The sequence below is a fragment of the Pseudomonas sp. NPDC077451 genome (genome assembly GCF_044543345.1).
In the GTDB taxonomy this organism is placed as follows: domain Bacteria; phylum Pseudomonadota; class Gammaproteobacteria; order Pseudomonadales; family Pseudomonadaceae; genus Stutzerimonas.
Window position 1 is genome coordinate 62,367 of record NZ_JBITVX010000006.1, and the last position, 22,476, is coordinate 84,842.

The 22,476-nt window shown below is 62.3% G+C and carries 19 protein-coding genes; 15 read left to right on the top strand and 4 right to left on the bottom strand.

From position 1 onward, the window contains the following. Nucleotides 1-18: 18 nt before the first annotated feature. The 4 genes from ACIGHL_RS11675 to ACIGHL_RS11690 are packed head-to-tail and all read left to right on the top strand — an operon-like array spanning nucleotide 19 to nucleotide 4,910. Complete coding sequence (locus tag ACIGHL_RS11675) at nucleotides 19-1,308, top strand: glycosyltransferase (protein WP_128121646.1); 1,290 nt, start codon at nucleotides 19-21, stop codon at nucleotides 1,306-1,308. Continuing rightward, nucleotides 1,301-2,464 carry a lycopene beta-cyclase CrtY gene (gene crtY / locus ACIGHL_RS11680; protein WP_128121647.1) on the top strand — a complete coding sequence of 388 codons (1,164 nt, stop codon included), beginning with the start codon at nucleotides 1,301-1,303 and terminating at the stop codon, nucleotides 2,462-2,464. Before ACIGHL_RS11675 ends, crtY begins: the two co-directional genes overlap by 8 nt. Continuing rightward, a complete protein-coding gene (locus tag ACIGHL_RS11685; protein WP_128121648.1) occupies nucleotides 2,464-3,981 on the top strand; it encodes a phytoene desaturase in 1,518 nt (505 codons plus the stop codon). Before crtY ends, ACIGHL_RS11685 begins: the two co-directional genes overlap by 1 nt. Next, nucleotides 3,978-4,910: a phytoene/squalene synthase family protein gene (locus ACIGHL_RS11690; RefSeq protein WP_128121649.1), complete on the top strand. Its 933-nt coding sequence runs from the start codon at nucleotides 3,978-3,980 to the stop codon at nucleotides 4,908-4,910. The genes ACIGHL_RS11685 and ACIGHL_RS11690 overlap by 4 nt, the downstream gene beginning before the upstream one ends. Here ACIGHL_RS11690 and ACIGHL_RS11695 read toward each other — a convergent pair. Further along, nucleotides 4,864-5,397 (bottom strand): sterol desaturase family protein, encoded by a 534-nt coding sequence (locus tag ACIGHL_RS11695; RefSeq protein ID WP_046161698.1) that lies wholly within the window; start codon nucleotides 5,395-5,397, stop codon nucleotides 4,864-4,866. The two genes, ACIGHL_RS11690 and ACIGHL_RS11695, sit on opposite strands and share 47 nt — an antisense overlap. Before the next feature lie 92 nt (nucleotides 5,398-5,489). Further along, nucleotides 5,490-6,533, bottom strand: a complete 1,044-nt coding sequence (locus tag ACIGHL_RS11700) for an NAD(P)H-dependent flavin oxidoreductase (protein WP_128121650.1) — start codon at nucleotides 6,531-6,533, stop codon at nucleotides 5,490-5,492. Between the two features lie 143 nt (nucleotides 6,534-6,676). Here ACIGHL_RS11700 and ACIGHL_RS11705 point away from each other — a divergent pair, with 143 nt between their 5' ends. Beyond that, nucleotides 6,677-7,516, top strand: coding sequence for a 23S rRNA (adenine(2030)-N(6))-methyltransferase RlmJ (locus ACIGHL_RS11705; protein WP_216707059.1), 840 nt, complete (start codon nucleotides 6,677-6,679; stop codon nucleotides 7,514-7,516). 225 nt (nucleotides 7,517-7,741) lie between these two features. Here ACIGHL_RS11705 and ACIGHL_RS11710 read toward each other — a convergent pair whose 3' ends face one another. Beyond that, nucleotides 7,742-8,716: a serine/threonine protein kinase gene (locus tag ACIGHL_RS11710; RefSeq protein WP_127840275.1), complete on the bottom strand. Its 975-nt coding sequence runs from the start codon at nucleotides 8,714-8,716 to the stop codon at nucleotides 7,742-7,744. 44 nt (nucleotides 8,717-8,760) lie between these two features. After that, entirely contained in the window at nucleotides 8,761-9,486 is a 726-nt protein-coding gene (locus ACIGHL_RS11715) for a ComFC family protein (RefSeq protein ID WP_216707060.1), read from the bottom strand. A gap of 93 nt (nucleotides 9,487-9,579) precedes the next feature. Here ACIGHL_RS11715 and bioB point away from each other — a divergent pair, with 93 nt between their 5' ends. From bioB to ACIGHL_RS11765, 10 genes are all read left to right on the top strand, one after another. Further along, entirely contained in the window at nucleotides 9,580-10,635 is a 1,056-nt protein-coding gene (gene bioB / locus ACIGHL_RS11720) for a biotin synthase BioB (RefSeq protein WP_045423905.1), read from the top strand. 98 nt (nucleotides 10,636-10,733) lie between these two features. Further along, a complete protein-coding gene (bioF, locus tag ACIGHL_RS11725) occupies nucleotides 10,734-11,915 on the top strand; it encodes an 8-amino-7-oxononanoate synthase (protein ID WP_216707061.1) in 1,182 nt (393 codons plus the stop codon). Beyond that, complete coding sequence (locus ACIGHL_RS11730) at nucleotides 11,908-12,630, top strand: alpha/beta fold hydrolase (RefSeq protein ID WP_216707062.1); 723 nt, start codon at nucleotides 11,908-11,910, stop codon at nucleotides 12,628-12,630. Before bioF ends, ACIGHL_RS11730 begins: the two co-directional genes overlap by 8 nt. Next, the gene (gene bioC, locus ACIGHL_RS11735) at nucleotides 12,627-13,451 is read left to right on the top strand and encodes a malonyl-ACP O-methyltransferase BioC (protein ID WP_216707063.1); all 825 of its coding nucleotides are present in this window, start codon (nucleotides 12,627-12,629) and stop codon (nucleotides 13,449-13,451) included. The genes ACIGHL_RS11730 and bioC overlap by 4 nt, the downstream gene beginning before the upstream one ends. Next, nucleotides 13,448-14,146 (top strand): dethiobiotin synthase, encoded by a 699-nt coding sequence (bioD, locus tag ACIGHL_RS11740; RefSeq protein WP_216707064.1) that lies wholly within the window; start codon nucleotides 13,448-13,450, stop codon nucleotides 14,144-14,146. The genes bioC and bioD overlap by 4 nt, the downstream gene beginning before the upstream one ends. Nucleotides 14,147-14,268: 122 nt before the next feature. Next, nucleotides 14,269-14,523: a hypothetical protein gene (locus ACIGHL_RS11745; protein ID WP_045423915.1), complete on the top strand. Its 255-nt coding sequence runs from the start codon at nucleotides 14,269-14,271 to the stop codon at nucleotides 14,521-14,523. A gap of 239 nt (nucleotides 14,524-14,762) precedes the next feature. Next, nucleotides 14,763-16,568 (top strand): phenylacyl-CoA dehydrogenase, encoded by a 1,806-nt coding sequence (locus ACIGHL_RS11750; RefSeq protein WP_046161709.1) that lies wholly within the window; start codon nucleotides 14,763-14,765, stop codon nucleotides 16,566-16,568. Nucleotides 16,569-16,685: 117 nt separating this feature from the next. Continuing rightward, on the top strand, nucleotides 16,686-18,023 hold the full coding sequence (locus ACIGHL_RS11755; protein WP_216707065.1) for a GGDEF domain-containing protein: 1,338 nt from the start codon (nucleotides 16,686-16,688) through the stop codon (nucleotides 18,021-18,023). A gap of 157 nt (nucleotides 18,024-18,180) precedes the next feature. Next, on the top strand, nucleotides 18,181-19,974 hold the full coding sequence (locus ACIGHL_RS11760; RefSeq protein ID WP_045423921.1) for an acyl-CoA dehydrogenase C-terminal domain-containing protein: 1,794 nt from the start codon (nucleotides 18,181-18,183) through the stop codon (nucleotides 19,972-19,974). Nucleotides 19,975-20,194: 220 nt separating this feature from the next. Continuing rightward, nucleotides 20,195-21,973, top strand: a complete 1,779-nt coding sequence (locus tag ACIGHL_RS11765) for an acyl-CoA dehydrogenase C-terminal domain-containing protein (protein WP_216707066.1) — start codon at nucleotides 20,195-20,197, stop codon at nucleotides 21,971-21,973. Nucleotides 21,974-22,476 lie beyond the last annotated feature (503 nt).

Below are 22,476 nucleotides of genomic sequence, written 5' to 3' on the forward strand. Positions count from 1 at the left end.
CCGGCGAGGTTCGTTTCAATGATTCATTTTGCCGTGATCGCACCGCCTTTCCACAGCCACGTGCGGGCGATGGAAGCGCTCGCCTCTGAGTTGTTGGCTCGCGGGCACCGGGTGACGGTCGTGCAGCAGGCCGATGTCGCCGCAATATTGCGCCACCCTCGACTGGGTTTTGCCCAGGTCGGCGCGGGCTCGCATCCGCCTGGCTCGCTCAGGGCGGTGATCGACCGTGCGGCACGCCCCGGCGGGCCCTGGGGAATACGCCGGGTGATCGCCGATATGGCTTCGGCAACCGATATGTTTTGCCGAGAGGCACCTGCCGTGCTTCGCTCCATCGGCGCAGAGTGCGTCATTGCAGACCAGATGGAGCCGGGTGGTGGGCTTGTCGCCGAGTACCTGGGGCTGCCGTTCGTGTCGGTGGCCTGTGCCTTGCCAGTCAACCGTGAGGCGCTGGTGCCGCTTCCGGTCATGCCTTGGCGCTATCGTGCGACGCCCTGGGGCGAGCAGTTGAATCTGCACAGTAGTGGCGTCTATGACCGGGCGATGCAGGCGCACGCCAAGGTTATCTCGCGCCATGCAGCCGCGTTCGGTCTGCCGCCTCGCCAGCGCCTCGATGAATGCCTGTCGCCATTGTTGCAGTTGAGCCAGACCACACCCGGTTTCGATTTTCCACGTACCGCCCTGCCTGGCTATTTCCACGGCATCGGCCCGCTGCGCTCGGCGTTGACCGACGAGCCGGCGATGACTATTCCGGTCGCTACCGGCAGGCCATTTGTGTTCGCCTCGCTGGGCACCCTGCAAGGCGATCGCTTCGGCCTGTTCCAGCGGATAGCCGAGGCGTGCCGCGACCTCGATGTACAACTGCTGATCGCGCATTGCGGGCGGCTTGATTGGCGCCAGGAGCAACGACTGCTCAAGGCCGGCGCCAGTTGGGTTACCGATTTCGCACCCCAGCGTGCGGTGCTGGCGCGAGCCGATGCCGTAGTCACCCATGCCGGGCTCAATACCGTACTCGACGCGCTGGAAGCAGGGGTGCCGAGCCTGGCGTTGCCGATTGCTTTCGATCAGCCCGGCGTAGCCGCTCGGGTGGTGCATGCAGGCGTTGGCTTGAAGCTCGATCCGCGTCTGGCCAGTCGCCGACGGATCGTGCAGGGCCTGCGTCGATTGTTGCGCGAGCCCGATTTCGCTCAGCGCGCCCGACTTCTGGGCGACGAGGTTCGTGCTGCCGGTGGGGCGCCGCGGGCAGCTCAACTGATCGAGGCAGCACTCGGCGTCGAATCGCCGGCGTTGCAGAGGGCCGAACATGGCTGATGCGGACCTGATCCTCGTCGGCGGCGGCCTGGCCAACGGGCTGCTGGCCCTGCGCCTGCGGCAGGCGCGTCCGGATTTGCGGTTGTTGGTCATCGAGCAGGGCGAAACCCTCGGCGGCAACCATACCTGGTCCTTTCACGAACACGACCTGACGCCAGCCCAACGGACCTGGCTGGAGCCGCTGGTGGGCAATCGCTGGCCTGGCTACGAGGTGATCTTCCCGGATATTCAACGCCGTTTGGGCAGCGGCTATGCCAGCATCTTTTCCCATCGATTCCATCAGTTGCTGATGTCGGAGCTGGCTGACGGCGTAAGTCTGAACGCCACTGTCACGCAGGTAGAGCCCCGGCAGGTGCGGCTGGCGTGCGGCAAAGTGTTACGGGCTGGCGCGGTAATCGACGGGCGAGGGGTCCGTCGAAGCGGTCAGCTGGCATTGGGCTTCCAGAAATTCCTTGGCCAGGAACTACGCCTACATCAGCCGCACGGCTTGCTGGAGCCGATCATCATGGACGCCAGCGTCGCTCAGCAGGATGGCTACCGGTTCGTCTATGTGCTGCCGCTCAGCGCCGACACCCTGTTGATCGAAGACACCTACTACGCCGATGGCGATGCCGTTTCGCTTGGTGCGTTGCGCGACAACATTGCCCGCTATGCCAGCGAGCGTGGCTGGGTCATCGCCGAACTGTTGCGAGAAGAACAGGGCGTGCTGCCCATCGTGCTATCAGGTGACTTGCCGGCGTTCTGGGATGAGGCGCGCGGCGTACCGCAGACGGGGCTGTCCGCCGCTTTGTTTCATCCCACTACAGGCTACTCGCTGCCTGACGCGGTGCGCCTCGCCGATCACCTGGTCGCGCTGAATCGCTGGGATGCCGACAGCCTGTTTGCCGCGATTCGCGGCTATTCGATGCAGCAATGGCGTCAACGTGGGTTCTTCAGATTGCTTAATCGCATGCTGTTCATGGCCGGACCGGCGGATCGCCGCTGGGCGGTCATGCAGCGTTTCTACCGCTTGCGTGAACCGCTGATTCAGCGCTTCTACGCGGCCAACCTGACCACCTGGGACCGCTTGCGCATCGTCTCGGGCAAACCTCCCGTGCCGGTGGGTGAAGCGCTGCGTGCGCTCGCCGCTGGCAACCTGCACCACAAGGACAAATGATGAACGAACAAACAGGCGGTGTGAGGCGGGCCGTGGTGATTGGTGCCGGTTTCGGTGGGCTGGCTCTGGCGATTCGGCTGCAGCGTGCCGGCATTCAGACTACGGTGTTGGAGAAGCGCGATAAGCCGGGCGGCCGCGCCTACGTCTATCACGATCAGGGCTTCACGTTCGACGCCGGCCCGACGGTGATCACCGACCCTCCTGCGCTGGACGAGCTGTTTACCGGTGCGGGCAAGCGCATGGCCGATTACGTCGAGCTGTTGCCGGTCAGCCCGTTTTATCGGCTGTGTTGGGAGGATGGCTACAGCTTCGATTACGTCAACGATCAGGTCGAACTGGACCGGCAGATTCATGCGTTGAATCCAAGGGATGTCGCAGGCTACCAGCGCTTTCTTGCCTATTCCCGTGCTGTGTATGAAGAGGGTTACGTCAAGCTCGGCACCGTACCCTTCCTGTCGTTTCGCAGCATGATCGGCGTCGCGCCGCAGCTGGCAAAATTGCAGGCCTGGCGCAATGTGTACAGCATGGTTTCGAAGTTCGTGGAGAACGACCGGCTGCGCCAGGCGCTGTCCTTTCATTCGTTGCTGGTCGGTGGCAACCCCTTTGAAACCTCGTCCATCTATGCGCTGATCCACGCGCTGGAGCGCCAGGGCGGTGTCTGGTTTCCGCGCGGCGGCACCGGGGCGCTGGTGCAAGGGATGGTCAAGCTGTTCGAAGACCTCGGCGGCAAGCTGGAGCTCAATGCCGAGGTGGCGAGCATCGAGCTGGCTGGTGGTCGGGCGAGTGCGGTGACCACGTGGGATGGGCGCCGTTTCAACGCCGATGCGGTGGCCTCCAACGCCGATGTGGTCAACACCTACAAGCAGCTGCTCGGCCACGAACAGCGTGGTCGTGAAGAGGCCAAGCGGCTCTCCGGCAAGCGTTTTTCCATGTCACTGTTCGTGATTCATTTCGGCCTCAAGCGCCGCCATGAACACCTGCAACATCACACGGTGTGTTTCGGTCCACGTTACCGTGAGCTGATTGACGAGATCTTCAAGCGCGAAACCCTGGCTGATGACTTCTCCCTGTACCTGCACGCGCCTTGCGTGACCGATCCATCATTGGCGCCGGAAGGCTGTGCCAGCCATTACGTGTTGGCCCCGGTGCCGCACCTGGGCACCGCGGATATCGACTGGGCAGTGGAAGGGCCCAAGTACCGCGACCGCATCTTTGAATACCTTGAGCGTCACTACATTCCGGGCTTGCGCGACGACCTGGTGACCCACCGGATCTTCACGCCGCACGATTTTCGTGACGAGCTAAATGCCCATCTGGGCTCGGCATTTTCGCTGGAGCCGATCCTCACCCAGAGTGCGTGGTTCCGCCCGCATAACCGTGATGATGTGATTCCAAACCTCTATATCGTCGGTGCCGGCACGCATCCCGGTGCAGGCGTGCCGGGTGTGGTGGGTTCGGCCAAGGCCACGGCCGGCCTGATGCTGGAGGACTTCATGTCGCAGGAGCAGGCCGGATGAACGATAAGGTCATCGATCACTCGACGCAGGCGATCAATGTCGGCTCCAAGAGCTTTGCGGCAGCGGCGAAGCTGTTTGACGAACGCACCCGCCAGAGCGCGGTGATGCTCTATGCCTGGTGCCGGCATTGTGATGACGTGATCGATGGCCAGACGCTGGGGCACGGCCAGGTCGAGGGTGATCGCTCCACCGGTGAAGCGCGGCTGGCCGAGCTGGTGGACCTGACCGAGCGCGCCTATGCCGGGGAGCCAATGAGCGATCCGGCCTTTGCTGCGTTTCAGAAAGTGGTTCAGCGCCACCAGATACCACGAGAATACCCATTGGAACATCTCGCGGGCTTCCGCATGGATGTGCAGGAGTATCACTACCAGACTCTCGAGGACACGCTGCTGTACTGCTACCGCGTCGCCGGGGTGGTGGGCCTGATGATGGCGAAAGTGATGGGCGCTGAAGCGGAGGCGACGCTGGATCGGGCCTGCGACCTGGGGCTGGCGTTTCAGTTGACCAATATCGCTCGCGATATCGTCGAGGACGCGGAAATCGGTCGCGTCTATCTGCCGGCCGATTGGCTCGCGGAAGCAGGCATTCCGGCCGATGAGATCGGCCTGCCACACAACCGGCCTGCGCTGGCGCTGCTGGCGGCCCGTCTGGTCGATCTAGCCGAGCCTTACTACCTATCGGCCTCGCAGGGTTTGCGCGACCTGCCACTGCGTTCGGCCTGGTCCATTGCAACGGCGCATGGGGTCTATCGGCAGATCGGTGTGGAGGTGAAAGCGCGCGGCGCAGCGGCCTGGGACACGCGGGTGTCGACGACGAGCGCGCAGAAATTGCAGTTTCTGCTGGGCGGGGGACTGCTGGCGCTGGCTTCGCGTCGGATGCAGCTCACGCCGCGCCCTGATTCCCTCTGGAAACGTCCCCGTCGGGCTTAGCGTTTGTCTTGTGCAACGGACCATCATGCAGCTCGCGCAGCTGCTGCTTGAGCACCGGAAGCGGCGGCGCGTAGAGGAAGCCGAAGGACACGCAGCGCTCCTTGCCCTCTACCGCATGGTGCAGGCGGTGGGCCTGATAGAGACGCTTGAGGTAGCCCTTGCGCGGTACGTAGCGCAGCGGCCAGCGGTGGTGGACCAGGCCGTCATGGGCGACGAAATATAGAAAGCCATAGGCCGTCATGCCGGCGCCGATCCATTCCAGCGGGCCATAGCCCGCCGTGCCAAGCGCGATCAGCAGGATAGCGACCCCGGCAAATACCACTGCATACAGATCATTCTTCTCGAACCAGCCGGTGCGCGGCTCATGGTGCGACTTGTGCCAGCCCCAACCCCAGCCATGCATCACATGCTTGTGCGCCCACCAAGCGAACAGCTCCATACCGGCCAGGGTGGCGAGAAATACCAGTGTGTTTGTCAGCACGGTCATATCCGATCCGCTCATCTGCAGGTCGGGCCAGTTTACGCGCTACGCCGCGACAATGGACCCAGTCCGACGCCTGGCGCAGCCCTGATTGTCGCTTAATTCTTCCAGCCGGCCGCCAGCGCCTCGGTCAATCGCGCCGCCGGAATCGGCTGGCAACCGCTGACGTTCTGCCCCGCCCATAGGGGTGAGAAATGATCGATGCCCAGAGGCTCGGCTGCGGCGCGCAGGCTGCCGATGGCGTTGCCTGCCAGCGGAAACGCCGGCACGGCTTCTGGCCGAGCGCCCACTTCGCGGATGAGGCGATTGACGATGCCGCGCGCTGGCCGCCCGGAGAACAAGGTGGTCAAAACAGTGTGCTCGGCAAAGGGGCTCTGCAAGGCTTGGCGGTGCAGCTGACTGGCGCGGCTTTCGTCGCATAGCAGATAAGCGGTGCCGACCTGCACTCCCGCTGCGCCCAGCGCCTGCGCGGCGGTTACGCAGCGGGCATCGGCAATCCCGCCGGCGGCGATCACAGGCACGTCCAGTGCGGCAACCAGCTGCGGCAGCAAGGCAAAGGTGCCGACCTGACCATTGATGTCATCGCTTAGAAACATGCCGCGATGGCCCCCGGCTTCGACGCCCTGGGCAATCACCGCGTCGACACCGTGCGCCTGCAACCAGCGGCCTTCTTCCAGCGTCGTGGCGCTGGAGAGGATCTTTGCACCGGTTGCTTTGACTCGCTCTAGCAGGTCCCGCGTAGGCAGGCCGAAATGAAAGCTGACCACCAGTGGACGGTGCCGCTCGACCACTTCGGCCATCGCGGCGTCGAAAGGCTGACGGGTTGCGCCGCCCGGAATGCTCGCCGGGTCGATCGCGAATTCGTTCAGAAAAGGCGCCAGCAATGCCAGCCAGGCTTCAGTACGTGCGGGGTCGTCGGCGGGTGTCTGATGGCAGAAGAAATTGACGTTATAGGGCTTGCGCGTCAGCGCGGCCATGGCGGTCAGCTCGGCATCCAGGGTCTCGGGGTTGAGCATCCCGGCAGGGATCGAGCCCAGCCCGCCGGCCTCGGAAACTGCGGCGGCGAGTTGATGGTTCTGCGAGCCAGCCATCGGCGCCTGGATGATGGGTAGGGTGATCTGCAAAAGGTCGCGAATGTCCATCGGAGCGTCCTGGTTGGATAGCGGTGGGTCACTGTAGCAGCCGTTTGTCGAGATTTCGTACCCCTGGTCAACGGGTGTTTCGTCCCAGGCTCTGCGAATCGCGGCTCGGCGCAGTTAGACTGTGCGCTCTTCAGGAGTGCCCGATGAATTACCGCCACGCTTTTCACGCCGGCAATCACGCCGACGTCTTCAAACACCTCGTCTTGTCCCGTCTGTTCGCCATGCTTGCGCGCAAGGATGCGCCGTTCGCCTATCTCGACAGCCATGCCGGCGTCGGCCTGTATGACTTGTCCGGTGACCAGGCCAGCCGCACCGGCGAGTGGCTGCAGGGCATCGCGCGGCTGTGGCAGGCAGAGGATGTCCCGGCAATGGCGCAGGGGTATCTGGATGTGATCCGTGCGCTCAATCCAAGCGGTCAGCTGCGTTACTACCCCGGCTCGCCGGAGCTGGCGCGCCAGCTGACGCGCCCGCAGGATCGCCTGCAACTCAACGAAAAGCACCCTGAGGACGGACGCCTGCTCAAGGACAATATGTCCGGTGACCACCGTGTTGCGGTGCACCTGGGCGAGGGCTGGCACGTGCCGCGCGCCTTGATGCCGACCGCCGAAAAACGCGTTGTCCTGCTCATCGACCCGCCATTCGAGCAGGCCGACGAGCTGAGCCGCTGCGTGACGGCGCTGAAGGAAGCGCTGGGACGCATGCGCCAGACCATCGGCGTGATTTGGTATCCCATCAAGGATGAGCGGCAGCTCAAGCGCTTCTATCAAGACCTGTCACGCAGCGGCGCACCCAAATTGCTGCGCGCTGAGCTGTACGTCCATCCGACTGATGACGCCCTGCGACTCAACGGCTCGGGCCTGGCTATCAGCAACCCGCCGTGGGGGCTGGAGGAAGAGCTGCGTGAGCTGCTGCCTTGGCTGGCTAAGCTGCTCGGGCAGAGCGAAGGCGGCTGGCGGCTGGACTGGTTGATCGAGGAGGCCTGATCGCGACGTAGATGCGTGTGCGACTGGTGGGCTAAAGCCCACCCTACGATCAGTCAGTACTGAGGTCTTAGGGTAGGGCGAGCGTGCTCCGGGGAACATGTAGGCAGCGAGTAGGTATGGCCGGCAACGCTTTGCATGAGTCGTAGGGTGGGCTTCAGCCCACCGAGCAGGCCATCGCAAGTCCGTCGGGGCTCCGATGGCCCCCGTTCCCTTCCGAACTTCCAGCTAAAAAAGCTTCAGCGGCTCTTCCTGCAGTGCCGACATCTGCTCTCGGAGGATCAAGACCTGATCGCCCCAGTACCGTTCGGTACCGAACCAGGGAAAGCTCATAGGGAAGGCCGGGTCATCCCAGCGGCGGGCAAGCCAGGCGCTGTAGTGCATCAGACGTAGAGCGCGAAGCGCTTCGATCAGCGGGAGTTCTCGCGGGGCGAAGTCGTGGAATTCGCTGTAGCCATCGACCAGTTCGGACAGCTGCCCGAGGCGCTCGTGACGTTCACCAGCCAGCATCATCCAGATGTCCTGCACCGAGGGGCCCATCCGGCAGTCGTCCAGATCGACCAGGTGGAACGCATCGTCACGGGCGAGGATGTTGCCGGGATGGCAGTCGCCATGCAGGCGGATCGGCTGGAAATCTGTGCGGGCGAAGACATCATCGACGCGCTTCAGCAGGTCGCGCGCCACCGACTCGTAAGCAGGCAGCAGGCTCTTGGGGACGAAATTACCTTCGAGCAGCGTCGCCAGCGACTCATGGCCGAAATGCTGGGCATTGAGTGTTTCCCGATGCTCGAAGGGCCGGCTGGCGCTGACCGCATGCATGCGGCCCAGCAGCTGGCCGAGTCGGTAGAGCTGATCCAAATTGCCCGGCTCCGGCGCGCGACCGCCGCGGCGAGGAAAAAGCGCGAAGCGAAAACCGGCGTGTTCGAACAGGGTTTTGCCGTCGCGCTCGAATGGCGCCACGACCGGGATTTCGCGATCGGCCAGCTCCTTGGAGAACTGATGCTCTTCGAGAATAGACTCGTTGCTCCAGCGGCCAGGGCGGTAGAACTTCGCAACGATCGGCGTTTCGTCCTCGATGCCCACCTGGTAGACGCGGTTTTCGTAGCTGTTCAATGCCAGCACGCGAGCGTCGCTGATGAAACCGGTGCTTTCCACCGCATCGAGCACAAGGTCAGGCGTAAGCGTGTCGAAGGGGTGGCTCATGGTCGGCTCCGTGGACGGGTACCCAGTGTATTGCACTGGCGTGTTTACACAACCGCGCCTGGCGACTCGCCGGGTTTCGGTGTGCGCGCCAGGCAATAGACGTCAACGCGTGCCGCGCCGGCTCGCTTAAGCAGACGGGCCAACGCCTCCGCGGTTGCGCCCGTTGTCAGCACATCGTCGATGATTGCCAGGTGACGTCCGGTAGGGCTCCGATCATCAATAAGCGCAAACGCCTGACGCAGATTTCGTCGCCGACTGGCCGCATCGAGCTCCTGCTGCGACTGGGTGTCCTGAACCCGCGTTAAGAGCTTCGTATCGACGGGGATCGACAGTGCTGTGCTTAGCCAATCAGCGAGCATCTGCGCCTGATTGAAGCCGCGCTGACGCAACCGCCTGCGGGCCAGGGGCACCGGCAACAGCGCGTCGGGGCGTGGCAAACCTTCATCGAACGCGTGCTGCAAATGGCGCGACAGCTGCTCCGCCAGCAGCCTGCCGAGCGGCCATTGAGATTGGTGTTTGAAACGGCTGATCAGGGTGTCTACCGGAAAGGCGAAGCGCCACGGCACGGTAACCTGATCGAACGCGGGCGGCCGCTTGAGACATTCGCCGCAGATCAGGCCGGACGCCGGCAACGGCAGGGCGCATACAGAACAGTGCTCGCGCAGCCAGGGCAGTTCTGCTTCGCAGGCGCCGCAAACCGATTGCCGTGTTTCGCAGCGCTCATCACAAAGCGAACAGTAGTGTTCAATATTTAGCCAGTTGTAAACCATGATTCCTTTCCTGGTTGACAGCGCCTCGGCCTTGGCTAACCATTTCGCATCCGTGCCTAGCCGCCGAGCCGCTATTAATTACAAGGATTGCCCATGAGCGCCACCGCCGCTTCCGTTACCCGTCACGACTGGAGCCTCGCCGAAGTCAAGGCGCTCTTCGAACAACCCTTCAATGACCTGATCTTCCAGGCTCAAGGCGTGCACCGCCAGCACTTCGATGCCAACCGCGTCCAGGTTTCGACGTTGCTGTCGATCAAAACGGGTGCCTGCCCGGAAGACTGCAAGTACTGCCCCCAGTCAGGCCACTACAACACCGGCCTCGATAAAGAAAAGTTGATGGAAGTGCAGAAGGTGCTGGAGGCTGCGGCCGACGCCAAGGCCATTGGTTCGACGCGCTTCTGCATGGGCGCCGCCTGGAAGCACCCGTCCGCCAAGGACATGCCTTACGTGCTGAAAATGGTCGAAGGCGTGAAAGCCCTGGGACTGGAAACCTGCATGACCCTTGGCAAGCTCGATCAGGAGCAGACCAAAGCCTTGGCAGCCGCGGGGCTGGACTACTACAACCACAACCTGGACACCTCGCCGGAGTTCTACGGCAGCATCATCACCACCCGCACCTACGCCGACCGGTTGGAGACGCTGAGCTATGTCCGCGAGTCGGGCATGAAGATCTGCTCCGGTGGCATTCTTGGCATGGGTGAGTCGCTGAATGACCGCGCCGGCCTGCTGATTCAACTGGCCAACCTGCCCGAGCATCCGGAATCGGTGCCGATCAACATGCTGGTCAAGGTCAAGGGCACACCGCTGGCCGAAGAGCAGGACGTCGATCCTTTTGACTTCATCCGTATGCTCGCCGTGGCGCGGATCATGATGCCGAAATCCCATGTGCGCCTGTCGGCCGGTCGCGAGCAGATGAACGAGCAGATGCAGGCGCTGGCCTTCCTCGCTGGCGCCAACTCGATCTTTTACGGCGAAAAGTTGCTGACCACCGGCAACCCGCAGGCCGACAAGGACATGCTGCTGTTCAAGCGTCTGGGGATCCAGCCGGAAGCCCGCGAAGAGCACGATGACGAAGTGCATCAGGCCGCCATCGAGCAGGCCCTGGTCGAGCAGCGTGACAGCAAACTGTTTTACGACGCCACTGCCTAAGCAACCTCAGTAGGAGCGAGGGGGACGCCTAGTCCTTGCTCGCGAAGCTTTCGCGTTCTCCCGTTCGCGAGCAAGCTCGCTCCTTAGGGTATTGAACTATGCCTTTCGATCTTGCGTCTCGTCTCGCTGAGCGCCGCGCCGCCCACCTCTATCGCCGTCGCCCATTGCTGGAAACACCGCAGCAGCCGGAGGTGACGGTTGATGGCGAACAGTTGTTGGCGTTCTGCTCCAACGACTATCTGGGGCTGGCTAGCCACCCCGACGTCGTCCGCGCCATGCAGCAGGGTGCTGCGCGCTGGGGTGTCGGCGGCGGTGCATCGCATCTGGTCATGGGGCACAGTACACCGCATCACCAGCTTGAGGAGGCCCTGGCTGAGTTCACCGGCCGGCCGCGAGCGTTGTTGTTCTCCACCGGTTACATGGCCAACCTCGCAGCCGTTACAGCGCTGGTGGGGCAGGGCGATACAGTGCTGGAAGACCGTATCAATCACGCTTCGCTGCTCGATGCCGGCCTGCTCAGTGGCGCGCGCTTCTCGCGTTACCTGCACAACGACGTCGACAGCCTGGCCAAGCGCCTGGACAAGGCCGCCGGCGATACGCTGGTGGTTACCGATGGCGTATTCAGCATGGATGGCGATCTGGCCAACCTGCCAGCGCTTTGCGCCACTGCGAAAGTCAAAAATGCCTGGGTCATGGTCGATGACGCACACGGCTTCGGCCCGTTGGGCAAAACCGGCGGCGGCATCGTCGAGCATTTCGGCTTGGGGATAGATGATGTGCCGGTCCTGGTCGGCACGCTCGGCAAAGCCTTCGGCACCGCTGGGGCCTTTGTGGCTGGCAGCGAGGAACTGATCGAGACGCTGATCCAGTTCGCTCGGCCTTACATCTATACGACCAGCCAGCCACCGGCTGTCGCCTGCGCCACCCTCAAGAGCCTGGAGCTACTCCGCAGTGAGAGCTGGCGCCGAGATCACCTGAACAGTCTGATCGCACGTTTCCGTCAGGGTGCGAGCGAGATCGGTCTGACCTTGATGGATAGCCCGACGCCGATCCAGCCGATTCTGGTCGGTAGCAGCGAGCGCGCCCTGAAACTCTCTGCGGCGCTGCGTGAGCGCGGAATTCTGGTCGGTGCCATCCGCCCGCCGACCGTGCCTACCGGCAGCGCGCGGCTGCGAGTGACCTTCAGCGCGTCGCATAGCGAAGCGCAGGTGGAACGACTGCTGGATATCCTGGCCGAATGCTGGAATCAAATGGCCGAGGAGCCTGAAGCGGATGCGTGATCAGCTGATTTTGCTACCCGGTTGGGCGTATGGCCCGGCTGCTTTGCAGCCTTTGTGTGAGGCTTTGACAGAACTCGATCCGGATCTTGACGTGGTCATCGAGCCCTTGCCCGAGCTTGCCGATCCCGAAGCCTGGCTGGATGAACTCGATCGCCGTTTACCCGATGACAGCTGGCTGGCCGGGTGGTCGCTGGGCGGTATGCTGGCGGCCCAGCTCGCCGCGCGGCGCTTGGATTCCTGCCGTGGACTGGTCACCATTGCCAGCAACCCCTGCTTCCGTGCCCGCCCTCAGTGGCCCGAAGCGATGGCAGCGGAGATCTTCGATGCCTTTCAAGAGGCGTTCAGGCTTGATCCCGAGGAAACGCTCAAGCGTTTCCGTCTGCTCTGTAGCCGCGGTGGCTACGATCCGCGAACGCTGGCCCGCCAGCTGGAAGTCAGCCAATCTGATTCGACGCCGGCCGTGCTTGAAGCCGGCTTGCGATTACTCGCTGAGCTGGACGGGCGTGGCGCGCTGCATGGCTATTTCGGGCCGCAATTGCACCTGCTTGCTGGTGGCGACGCGCTGGTGCCTTCGACTGCCTGTGATGCGCTTCGGCGCTGGATGCCTGGGGTCGAAGCCGAGCTGATCGCCTCGACAAGCCACGCGCTCCCTTTGGAGCGGCCGGACGACGTGGCCGCAACCATCGCGGCTTTCATCAAGAGCAAGGCGGAATGACGGACGCGGTCGCGGCACTAGCACCGGATACGAAAAGCGGTCTGCCTGACAAGCGTCAGGTCGCTGCGTCGTTTTCCCGTGCGGCATCTAGTTACGATGGTGTGGCCGAGCTGCAGCGCACCGTCGGCAACGCGCTGATCGAGCGTCTGCCCCTTGGGTTGACGTCGGCGCGCTGGCTGGATCTGGGCTGCGGCACCGGCTATTTCTCACGGGTGCTGGCGAACCGTTTCCCGGCTGGTGAAGGCGTCGCGCTGGATATCGCCGAAGGCATGCTACGCCATGCTCGGCCCCAGGGCGGCGCGGGCAGTTTCATCGCTGGCGATGCTGAGTGCTTGCCGCTGCGTGATGCGTCGGTGGATCTGATTTTTTCCAGTCTGGCGCTGCAGTGGTGTGAGGATTTCCCCGCCGTGCTGAGCGAGGCGAAGCGGGTACTCCGTCCTGGTGGTGTGTTCGCCTTCAGCAGCCTCTGCAGCGGGACTCTGCAGGAGCTGCGCGACAGCTGGCAGGCGGTAGACGGTTTTGCCCACGTGAATCGCTTTCGTCCGTTCAGCGCCTATCAGCAGTACTGCGCCGCCGGTGGTTTGCGGCTGGAGCGGTTAGAGGTCGAGCCCGAGGTGCTGCATTTCGCCGAGCTGCGTCAGCTGACCAGCGAACTCAAGGCGCTCGGCGCGCATAACCTGAACCCCGGCCGCCCGGGCGGGCTTACCGGACGTGCTCGGATTCGAGCGCTGATTGATGCCTACGAGCAGTTCCGCACGCCGAGCGGGCTCCCGGCGACCTATCAGGTGGTGTATGGCGTGTTGTGCAAGGAGTTGACATGACCGCGGCTTATTTCGTCACCGGTACAGACACCGAAGTCGGCAAGACCACTATCGCTGCCGGACTCCTGCACGCCGCGCGGCTGGCCGGGCTCAGCACGGCAGCAGCGAAGCCGGTCGCATCTGGTTGCGAAATTACCGCCGAAGGCCTGCGCAACAGCGACGCACTGGCGCTGCTCGGCGAGTGCACGCTGCCGCTACGCTACGAGCAGGTCAACCCGTTGGCCTTCGAGCCGGCAATCGCCCCACACCTGGCCGCCCGTGAGGCGGGTGTCGAGCTGACTGTAACGTCGCTGGCCGAGCCGGTTCGGCAAGTGCTGGCACTGCAGGCTCAGTTCTCGCTGGTGGAGGGCGCGGGTGGCTGGCGCGTGCCGCTGGCTGGAGACGAAACGCTTTCCGATCTCGCCATAGAACTCGGCCTGCCGGTGATTCTGGTAGTCGGCGTGCGCCTTGGCTGTATCAACCATGCGCTGCTCAGCGCCGAGGCCATCGAGCGCGACGGATTGAGGCTAGCCGGCTGGGTCGCCAACATCGTTGATCCAGCCACCTCACGACTACAGGAAAATCTCGCGACGTTGAATGAGCGGCTTGAGGCCCCATGCCTTGGTCGGGTGCCGCGTTTGCCGACCGCAAGCCCGGCAGCGGTAGCACGCTACCTCGACCTGGCGCCGCTCAAGATTTTGCCGCTCAGGACTTGAAGACGACGCGCAGGCATCATTCGATCATGCGCTTGAGTGCTGCTGATAGCGACGTGGCACTGGCGTCAATGGAACGGCTCTGCTATCAATGATAGCTAAGCGTCTTCAGTGGAGTTTGAATCATGCAAATCAACAGCCTTCTATCTGCCGGCCTTGGAGCCTACCAAGCCGGACAGCAGCGGGTTGACCAAGCCAGCGCTGTCGTGGCTGATCGCACTCTGCCTGCTGCTGAAACCTCTCAGGCAATGGCCGACACGGTCGAGCTGACCGAGCAACTGGTTCAGATGAAAGTGGGTGAGCATCAGGCCAACGCTGGCGTGCGCCTCCTGCAGACCGCCGACGAAGTGCTCGGTACATTGGTCAACACCAAAGCCTGACCTGCGCCGACCTTTCTGGCCGGCCGCCTCGCCCGATTCCGGGCACCCTGATCCCTGCCCATGATTGTTCAGATGCCGACGAGTGGCGTCATGGTCGCTGCTTGACATCGAACAGGCCTAAACGTATGTTTCAAACGCCTGTTTGACCTGCCGGGGCTATGCCGGATGGTCCATTCAAAATCAAGCGTGGCTGACCCGTCAGTCACCTGAATCAAGAACCCACTGCTGAGGTTTACGATATGCCTGACTACAAGGCCCCCTTGCGCGATATCCGCTTTGTACGTGACGAATTGCTCGGCTACGAAGCGCACTATCAGAGCCTTCCGGGTTGTGAAGACGCCACCCCGGACATGGTCAATGCCATCCTCGATGAAGGCGCGAAGTTCTGTGAGCAGGTCATCGCGCCTCTGAACCGTGTGGGCGACATCGAGGGTTGCACCTGGAGCGAAAGCGGCGTGAAGACGCCGACCGGCTTTAAAGAGGCTTACCAGCAGTTTGTAGAAGGTGGCTGGCCGAGCCTGGCCCATGACGTTGAGCATGGTGGCCAAGGCCTGCCAGAATCGCTGGGCCTGGCAATCAGCGAAATGATCGGTGAAGCCAACTGGTCCTGGGGCATGTATCCCGGCCTCTCTCACGGCGCAATGAACACCCTGCATGAGCACGGCACGCCTGAGCAGCAGCAGGCCTACCTGACCAAGCTTGTCTCCGGTGAGTGGACCGGCACCATGTGCCTGACCGAGCCGCATTGCGGCACCGATCTGGGCATGCTGCGCACCAAGGCTGAGCCTCAGGCCGATGGCAGCTACAAGGTATCCGGCACCAAGATCTTCATCTCCGCGGGTGAGCACGACATGGCCGATAACATCGTCCATATCGTTCTGGCTCGTCTGCCCGATGCGCCGGCTGGCACCAAGGGCATCTCCCTGTTCATCGTGCCGAAATTCCTGCCGAACGCTGAAGGCGGCGTGGGCGAGCGCAATGGCGTGTCTTGCGGCTCCCTGGAACACAAGATGGGTATCCACGGCAACGCCACCTGCGTGATGAACTTCGATGGCGCCACTGGCTTCCTGATCGGCCCGCCGAACAAGGGCCTGAACTGCATGTTCACCTTCATGAACACGGCGCGTCTGGGTACTGCGCTGCAGGGCCTGGCACACGCCGAAATCGGCTTCCAGGGCGGTATCAAGTATGCGCGTGAGCGTCTGCAGATGCGTTCGCTGACCGGTCCGAAGGCGCCCGAAAAGGCTGCTGACCCGATCATCGTGCATCCTGATGTACGCCGCATGCTGCTGACTATGAAGGCCTTTGCTGAAGGCAACCGGGCGATGATGTATTTCGCAGCCAAGCAGGTCGACATCGTCCAGCGCAGCAAGGATGAAGCCGAGCGCAAAGCCGCCGACGCGATGCTGGCGTTCCTGACTCCGATCGCCAAGGCGTTCATGACCGAAGTCGGTTTCGAGGCGGCCAACCACGGCGTGCAGATCTACGGCGGCCACGGTTTCATCGCTGAGTGGGGCATGGAGCAAAACGTTCGCGACAGCCGTATTTCCTGCCTGTATGAAGGCACCACCGGCATCCAGGCTCTTGACCTGCTGGGCCGTAAAGTCCTGATGACTCAGGGCGAGGCGCTGAAAGGCTTCACCAAGGTGGTGCACAAGTTCTGCCAGGCCAACGAAGGCAACGAGCCGGTCAAGCAGTTCGTCGAGCCGCTGGCCAAGCTGAACAAGGAGTGGGGCGATCTGACCATGAAGGTCGGTATGGCTGCGATGAAGAACCGCGAAGAAGTCGGAGCCGCTTCGGTGGATTACCTGATGTACTGCGGTTACGCCTGCCTGGCCTATTTCTGGGCGGACATGGCACGCCTGGCGTCGGAGAAGATCGCTGCCGGCGAAGATGCGGACGGCTTCTACACCGCCAAGGTGCAGACCGCACGCTTCTACTTCCAGCGCATCCTGCCGCGTACGCGTACCCACGTTGAAGCCATGCTGTCCGGTGCTGACAACCTGATGGACATGGATGAGGCGCACTTCGAGCTGGCCTACTAAGGCCTCCTGCAAGAAAAGAAACCGCTGCTACGGCAGCGGTTTTTTTTGCCTGTTTTCCGCCATGCCAGTCATTGTTTTGCACCCCTATAGGTGAACCTGTCACCAAGTGCAGGCAGAATGCCTACTTTCCTCACGGCCGTTACCGGAGCCGCCGTGCCCCGTCTGAGTCCTGCTCGCTTCAGTCATTTCTATGCTCCCCTGGCGTTGTTGACCGGAGGGCTTGTGGCTGCGCGTCAACCTACCCTGAACGAGTTCTTCACTTCGCTGTTCAATGTGCTGCCTACCGTGCTGCTGTTGCTCGGGGGGGCTTTCTGCATCGCCTATGGCCGGGTCCGTGAGACCTTTTTGCTGCTGACGGTTTATATCGTCTACTTCCTACTAGATACCCAGGTCGATCACTACCGGCTCACGGGCTCGCTGCTGCCTGAGGCCGCGCTGACCTTCCACCTGTGTAGCCTGATTTTGCCGGCGCTCTATGGGCTCTATGCCCTTTGGCAAGAGCGTGCACATCTGTTGCAGGATGGTCTGGCACGGCTTGCTGTTGTGTTTGTTGTGTCGGTCTTGGCGCTGGCTCTGGCGCGACGCTTCCCCGTGGGGGTGCTCGACTGGCTGACTGAGATTCGCTGGCCGTCATTGCAGGCCGACTGGCTGCAATTGATCCAGCTGGCCTATCCAGTATTTCTAATCGCGATACTCGGAGTGCTGGCGCAATACCTACGGCGGCCTCGACCAGTGCATGCGGCGCAGTGGGTTGCGCTGGTAGGGCTGTTCTTGATGCTGCCGCAGGTATTCAGTCGTCCGGGCGCACTCAACGTCTTGAGCAGCTTGATGATGCTGGTGCTGGTGGTTTCGATTGCACAAGAGGCCTATCAGATGGCTTTTCGTGATGAGCTGACCGGCCTGCCTGGCCGTCGTGCTCTTAACGAGCGGTTGCAGCGTCTGGGCCGTCAATACGTGATTGCGATGGCCGACGTGGATCGGTTCAAGGCCTTCAACGATACCCATGGGCACGACGTGGGTGACGAGGTACTGCGCCTCGTCGCAAGCCGGCTACGCAAAGTTGGTGGCGGTGGGCGTGCCTATCGTTACGGTGGTGAAGAATTTGCGTTGGTATTTCCGGGGCGGGATCTGACGCATTGCCTGCCGCATCTGGAAGCCGTACGGCAGGCTGTCGAGAGTTATCCGTTGCAGTTGCGTGACAAGTCCAGCCGGCCAAAGGATGCGGAGCAGGGGCGGCAGCGCCGCGGTGTTGCTTCGGCAGCCGCGGTCTCGGTGACCATCAGTATCGGCGTCGCCGAGCGACTGATAACGCAGCGCAGCCCCGAGGAGGTCATTAAGAAGGCCGATCAGGCGCTCTATAGCGCCAAGGGAGCGGGGCGTAACTGCATCCGCGCGCATGGGGAGAACCGCCGCGGTGCAATGCGTACGTTGAAAGAGGTGACCACCGACGCTTAGCGCGCGGCTGAAAACCTGCCGGCGTTGGCCGTGCGAACCGGTCGGGCAGCCGGTGGTTATGGTGGCGCATTCAGCGCCTGCAATGTGATGGCGAGCGGGTCGATCTGCCAGTAGCGTGGCGGGCATAACAATACACAGTGCCGTCCTGGAGATCGATATGCCCGCTTACAAAGCTCCCCTGCGCGATATGCGCTTCCTGATCGACGAAGTGTTCGACTTTCATGGCAGCTACGCGGCCAATGGTGCCGAAGACGCCACGCCAGACACGGTCAGCGCGATTCTCGAGGAGGGCGCCAAGTTCTGCGAACAGGTTCTGGCGCCGCTCAACCGCAGCGGTGACGAGGAAGGGTGCCATTTCGATGACGGCGTGGTCGTCACCCCGAAAGGCTTCAAGGAGGCCTTCGCGCAGTACGCCGAAGGTGGCTGGATGGGCCTGGCCTCGGATCCTGCCTATGGCGGACAGGGCCTGCCGCACTCGCTGGGGCTGGTCGTTGGCGAGATGGTCGGCTCGGCGAACACCTCCTTTGGTATGTATCCCGGACTGACCCATGGTGCCATGGCCGCAATCGGGGCTCACGGCACCGATGAGCAGAAACAGGCCTACCTGACCCGGATGACCGAGGGCCGCTGGACCGGCACCATGTGCCTCACCGAGTCCCACTGCGGCACGGATCTGGGCATCATCAAGACTCGCGCGGTACCGCAGGCTGACGGCAGCTACGCAATCAGCGGCACGAAGATCTTCATCTCGGCCGGCGAGCACGACATGAGCGAGAACATCGTGCATTTGGTTCTGGCCAAACTCCCCGATGCCCCGGCTGGCACCAAGGGGATTTCGCTGTTCATCGTGCCCAAGTTCCTGCCTGATGCCGCCGGCGAAGCAGGCGAGCGCAATGCTGTTGCCTGCGGCTCCATCGAGCACAAGATGGGGATCAAGGCCTCGGCGACCTGCGTCATCAACTTCGACGGCGCCACGGGTTTCCTCATCGGTGAGCCCAACAAAGGTCTCAACTGCATGTTCACGATGATGAACCATGCCCGGCTGGGTACTGGCATGCAGGGGCTATGCAGTGGCGAGGCGAGCTTTCAGGGCGCGATCCAGTACGCCAACGAGCGTTTGCAAATGCGCGCGCTGACCGGCGCGAAGTTTCCTGAGAAACCGGCCGACCCGATCATCGTGCACCCTGATGTGCGGCGCATGCTATTAACGATGAAGGCGTTCAACGAGGGTAACCGTGCCCTGGCGTACTTCACCGCACAATTGCTCGATCAGATACACAGCCCCGACGCCGACAAGCGCAAGGAAGCTGAGGATCTGCTCGCCTTCCTCACGCCGATCTGCAAGGCCTTCATGACCGACACCGGGCTTGAGGTCACTAACCTCGGCATGCAGGTGTTTGGCGGCCACGGCTATATCCGAGAGTGGGGCATGGAGCAGCTCGTGCGTGATTGCCGTATCGCCCCGATCTACGAGGGCACCAACGGCATCCAGGCGCTCGATCTGCTGGGGCGCAAGGTGCTGGGGAGCCAGGGCAAGCTGATGCTCGGTTTCACCAAGCAGGTGCACAAGTTCTGCGAGGCCAACGGGCAGCATCCTCAGCTGCAGCAATACGTGACACAACTGGCTGGCCTCAATCGCGAATTGGGCGAGATCACCACACGAATCGGCATGGCAGCGATGAAAAATCCCGACGAAGTCGGTGCAGCCTCGGTGGACTACCTGATGTACTGCGGTTACCTGATCCTGGGCTATTTCTGGCTGCGCATGGCTGTGGTGGCTCAGAGCAAGCTGGACGAGGCGGGCAGCGACACGGCTTTCTACCAGTCGAAGCTGACCACCGCCGAATTTTACTTTGCTCGCCTGCTTCCGCGCACCGCTGCCCACAAAGCGGCCATCGAGGCCGGGAGTGCAAGCCTGATGAAGCTGGCCGCTGACCAATTCGCTTTCTGACCCTCCGGTAATTTACAGCCCGCCTCGTGCGGGCTTTTTTGTGGGCGATCTCAGTCGCGGCTTGTGGATTCCGGGCGAGCAAGCGTGGCGGCCTGTAGTGTCGAAGTGAGAACCGGTCAGTCATTTAAAGACGCTTCGGGCGCTGATTGGTCTTCAGTTAGACTCGCGAAACTGCTGCGGCCAATCGGCCGGGTGAGATGTTTTCTGCGAGGTCTTTTTCATGGCTGACTACAAAGCACCCCTGCGCGATATGCGTTTCGTCCTAAATGAAGTCTTCGACGCCCCGAAGCTCTGGCAGACGATGCCAGCGTTGGCGGAAGTCGTTGATGCGGAAACCGCCGAAGCCATCCTCGAGGAGGCCGGCAAGATCACAGCGAATTCCATCGCACCGCTCAACCGCAGCGGTGACGAGGAAGGCTGTCGCTGGGTCGACGGCGTGGTAGCCACTCCGGCTGGATACCCAGAGGCCTACCGCCTTTACGCCGAAGGCGGCTGGGTCGGTGTAGGCGGCGACCCAGCCTACGGCGGCATGGGCATGCCGAAAGCGATCTCGGCGCAGGTCGAGGAAATGATGAACTCTGCCAGTTTGGCGTTCGGTCTCTACCCAATGCTGACTTCCGGAGCCTGCCTGTCAATCTACGCCCATGCCAGCGAAGAGCTGAAGCAGAAGTACCTGCCAAACATGTATGCCGGTGTCTGGTCCGGTTCCATGTGCCTGACCGAGCCCCACGCCGGGACCGATTTGGGCATCATCCGAACCAAGGCGGAGCCTCAGGCGGATGGCTCTTACAAGGTCAGCGGCACCAAGATATTCATCACCGGCGGCGAGCACGATCTCACCGATAACATCATCCATCTGGTATTGGCCAAGCTCCCCGACGCACCGGCCGGCTCGCGCGGTATCTCGCTGTTCCTGGTGCCCAAGGTGATGGTCAATGAAGACGGCAGCCTGGGTGAGCGCAACAGCCTGAGCTGCGGCTCCATCGAGCACAAGATGGGTATCCAGGCCTCTGCGACCTGCGTCATGAACTTCGACGGCGCCACGGGCTGGATGGTCGGCGAGCCCAACAAGGGGCTCGCCGCCATGTTCACCATGATGAACTACGAGCGTCTGGGCGTTGGCATCCAGGGGCTCTCCACCGGCGAGCGTTCTTACCAGAGTGCCATTGAGTACGCCCGCGAGCGCATCCAGAGCCGCGCTCCGACGGGGCCGGTATCGCAAGACAAGGCCGCCGATCCGATCATCGTGCACCCGGACGTGCGCCGCATGCTGTTGACCATGAAAGCGCTGAACGAAGGCGGGCGCGCCTTCTCCAGCTATGTCGCCCTGCAGCTGGACATCGCCAAGTTCGGTGATGATGCCGAAGCACGTCAGCGTGCCGAGGCGCAGGTGGCTCTGCTGACGCCCGTGGCCAAAGCCTTCCTCACCGACATGGGTTTGGAAACCACTGTCCATGGTCAGCAGATCTTCGGTGGCCACGGCTTCATCCGGGAGTGGGGGCAGGAGCAACTGGTCCGCGATTGTCGGATCACCCAGATCTACGAAGGCACCAACGGCATCCAGGCGCTGGACCTGCTCGGACGCAAGGTGGTGGGCAGTGGCGGCGAACTGTACAACGCGTTTGCTGAGGAAATCCGAAGCTACTGTGCGGCTGCGGGCAGTGAGCTCGGCGAGTTCACTGTTCCACTGAAGGCAGCATTGGAGAGTCTTGATGGACTCACAGCCTTCGTCATCGATAGCGCAAAGCGCAACCCTAACGAGATCGGCGCGGCCTCGGTCGAATACCTGCATGTGTTCGGTTACACGGCCTACGCCTATATGTGGGCGAGAATGGCAGAAGCCGCGCTGGGCAAGGAAAAGCACGACGATTTCTACGCCAGCAAGCTCGGCACAGCGCGGTTTTATTTCGCACGTCTGTTGCCTCGCATTCACTCGTTGAGCGCCTCGGTCCGAGCCGGCAGCGAATCGTTGTATCTGCTCGATGCTGCGCAGTTCTAAGAGAGATCCATCCGTGAAGGCATAATGAAATTAATTAGCCATCGTTAGGGAGCAATGCGCCACCAGTTCAGTCATAGATCTGCATCGCTTGTAGTCAATTGCTTACACGCGGGACCAAGGCAGGGTTCGTGCGTAAGTTAATGCTTACAAGCCGTGGTGCGAACTGCTACTACAGGTTTTCCAGGCCGATCGGTAGTCTTTGCCGCCATGGACGCCGCGTAGGGAAGCGCTTTAGACACAAAACGGACGCGTAGCGGAACGACGCCAGGAAGGCGTAAGTCACGGATGTCAGTTTCAGTCTGCAAAGGCCCCGCTTCGGCGGGGTTTTCTTTTTTAAAGGGCAGAGAAGCCAGGCGTCACGGGCCGGTAGACGGATGTCTGTGTGCCGCGGCGGCTTGGCGGCTCGATCCAGATGAAGTTGGCGGAGCGCGGACAAGCTGGGGAAGCTGTCCGGGCGCAACGCCACCGCAAAAGACATTGGCAGGCTGCGCTTGCCTCCCCTA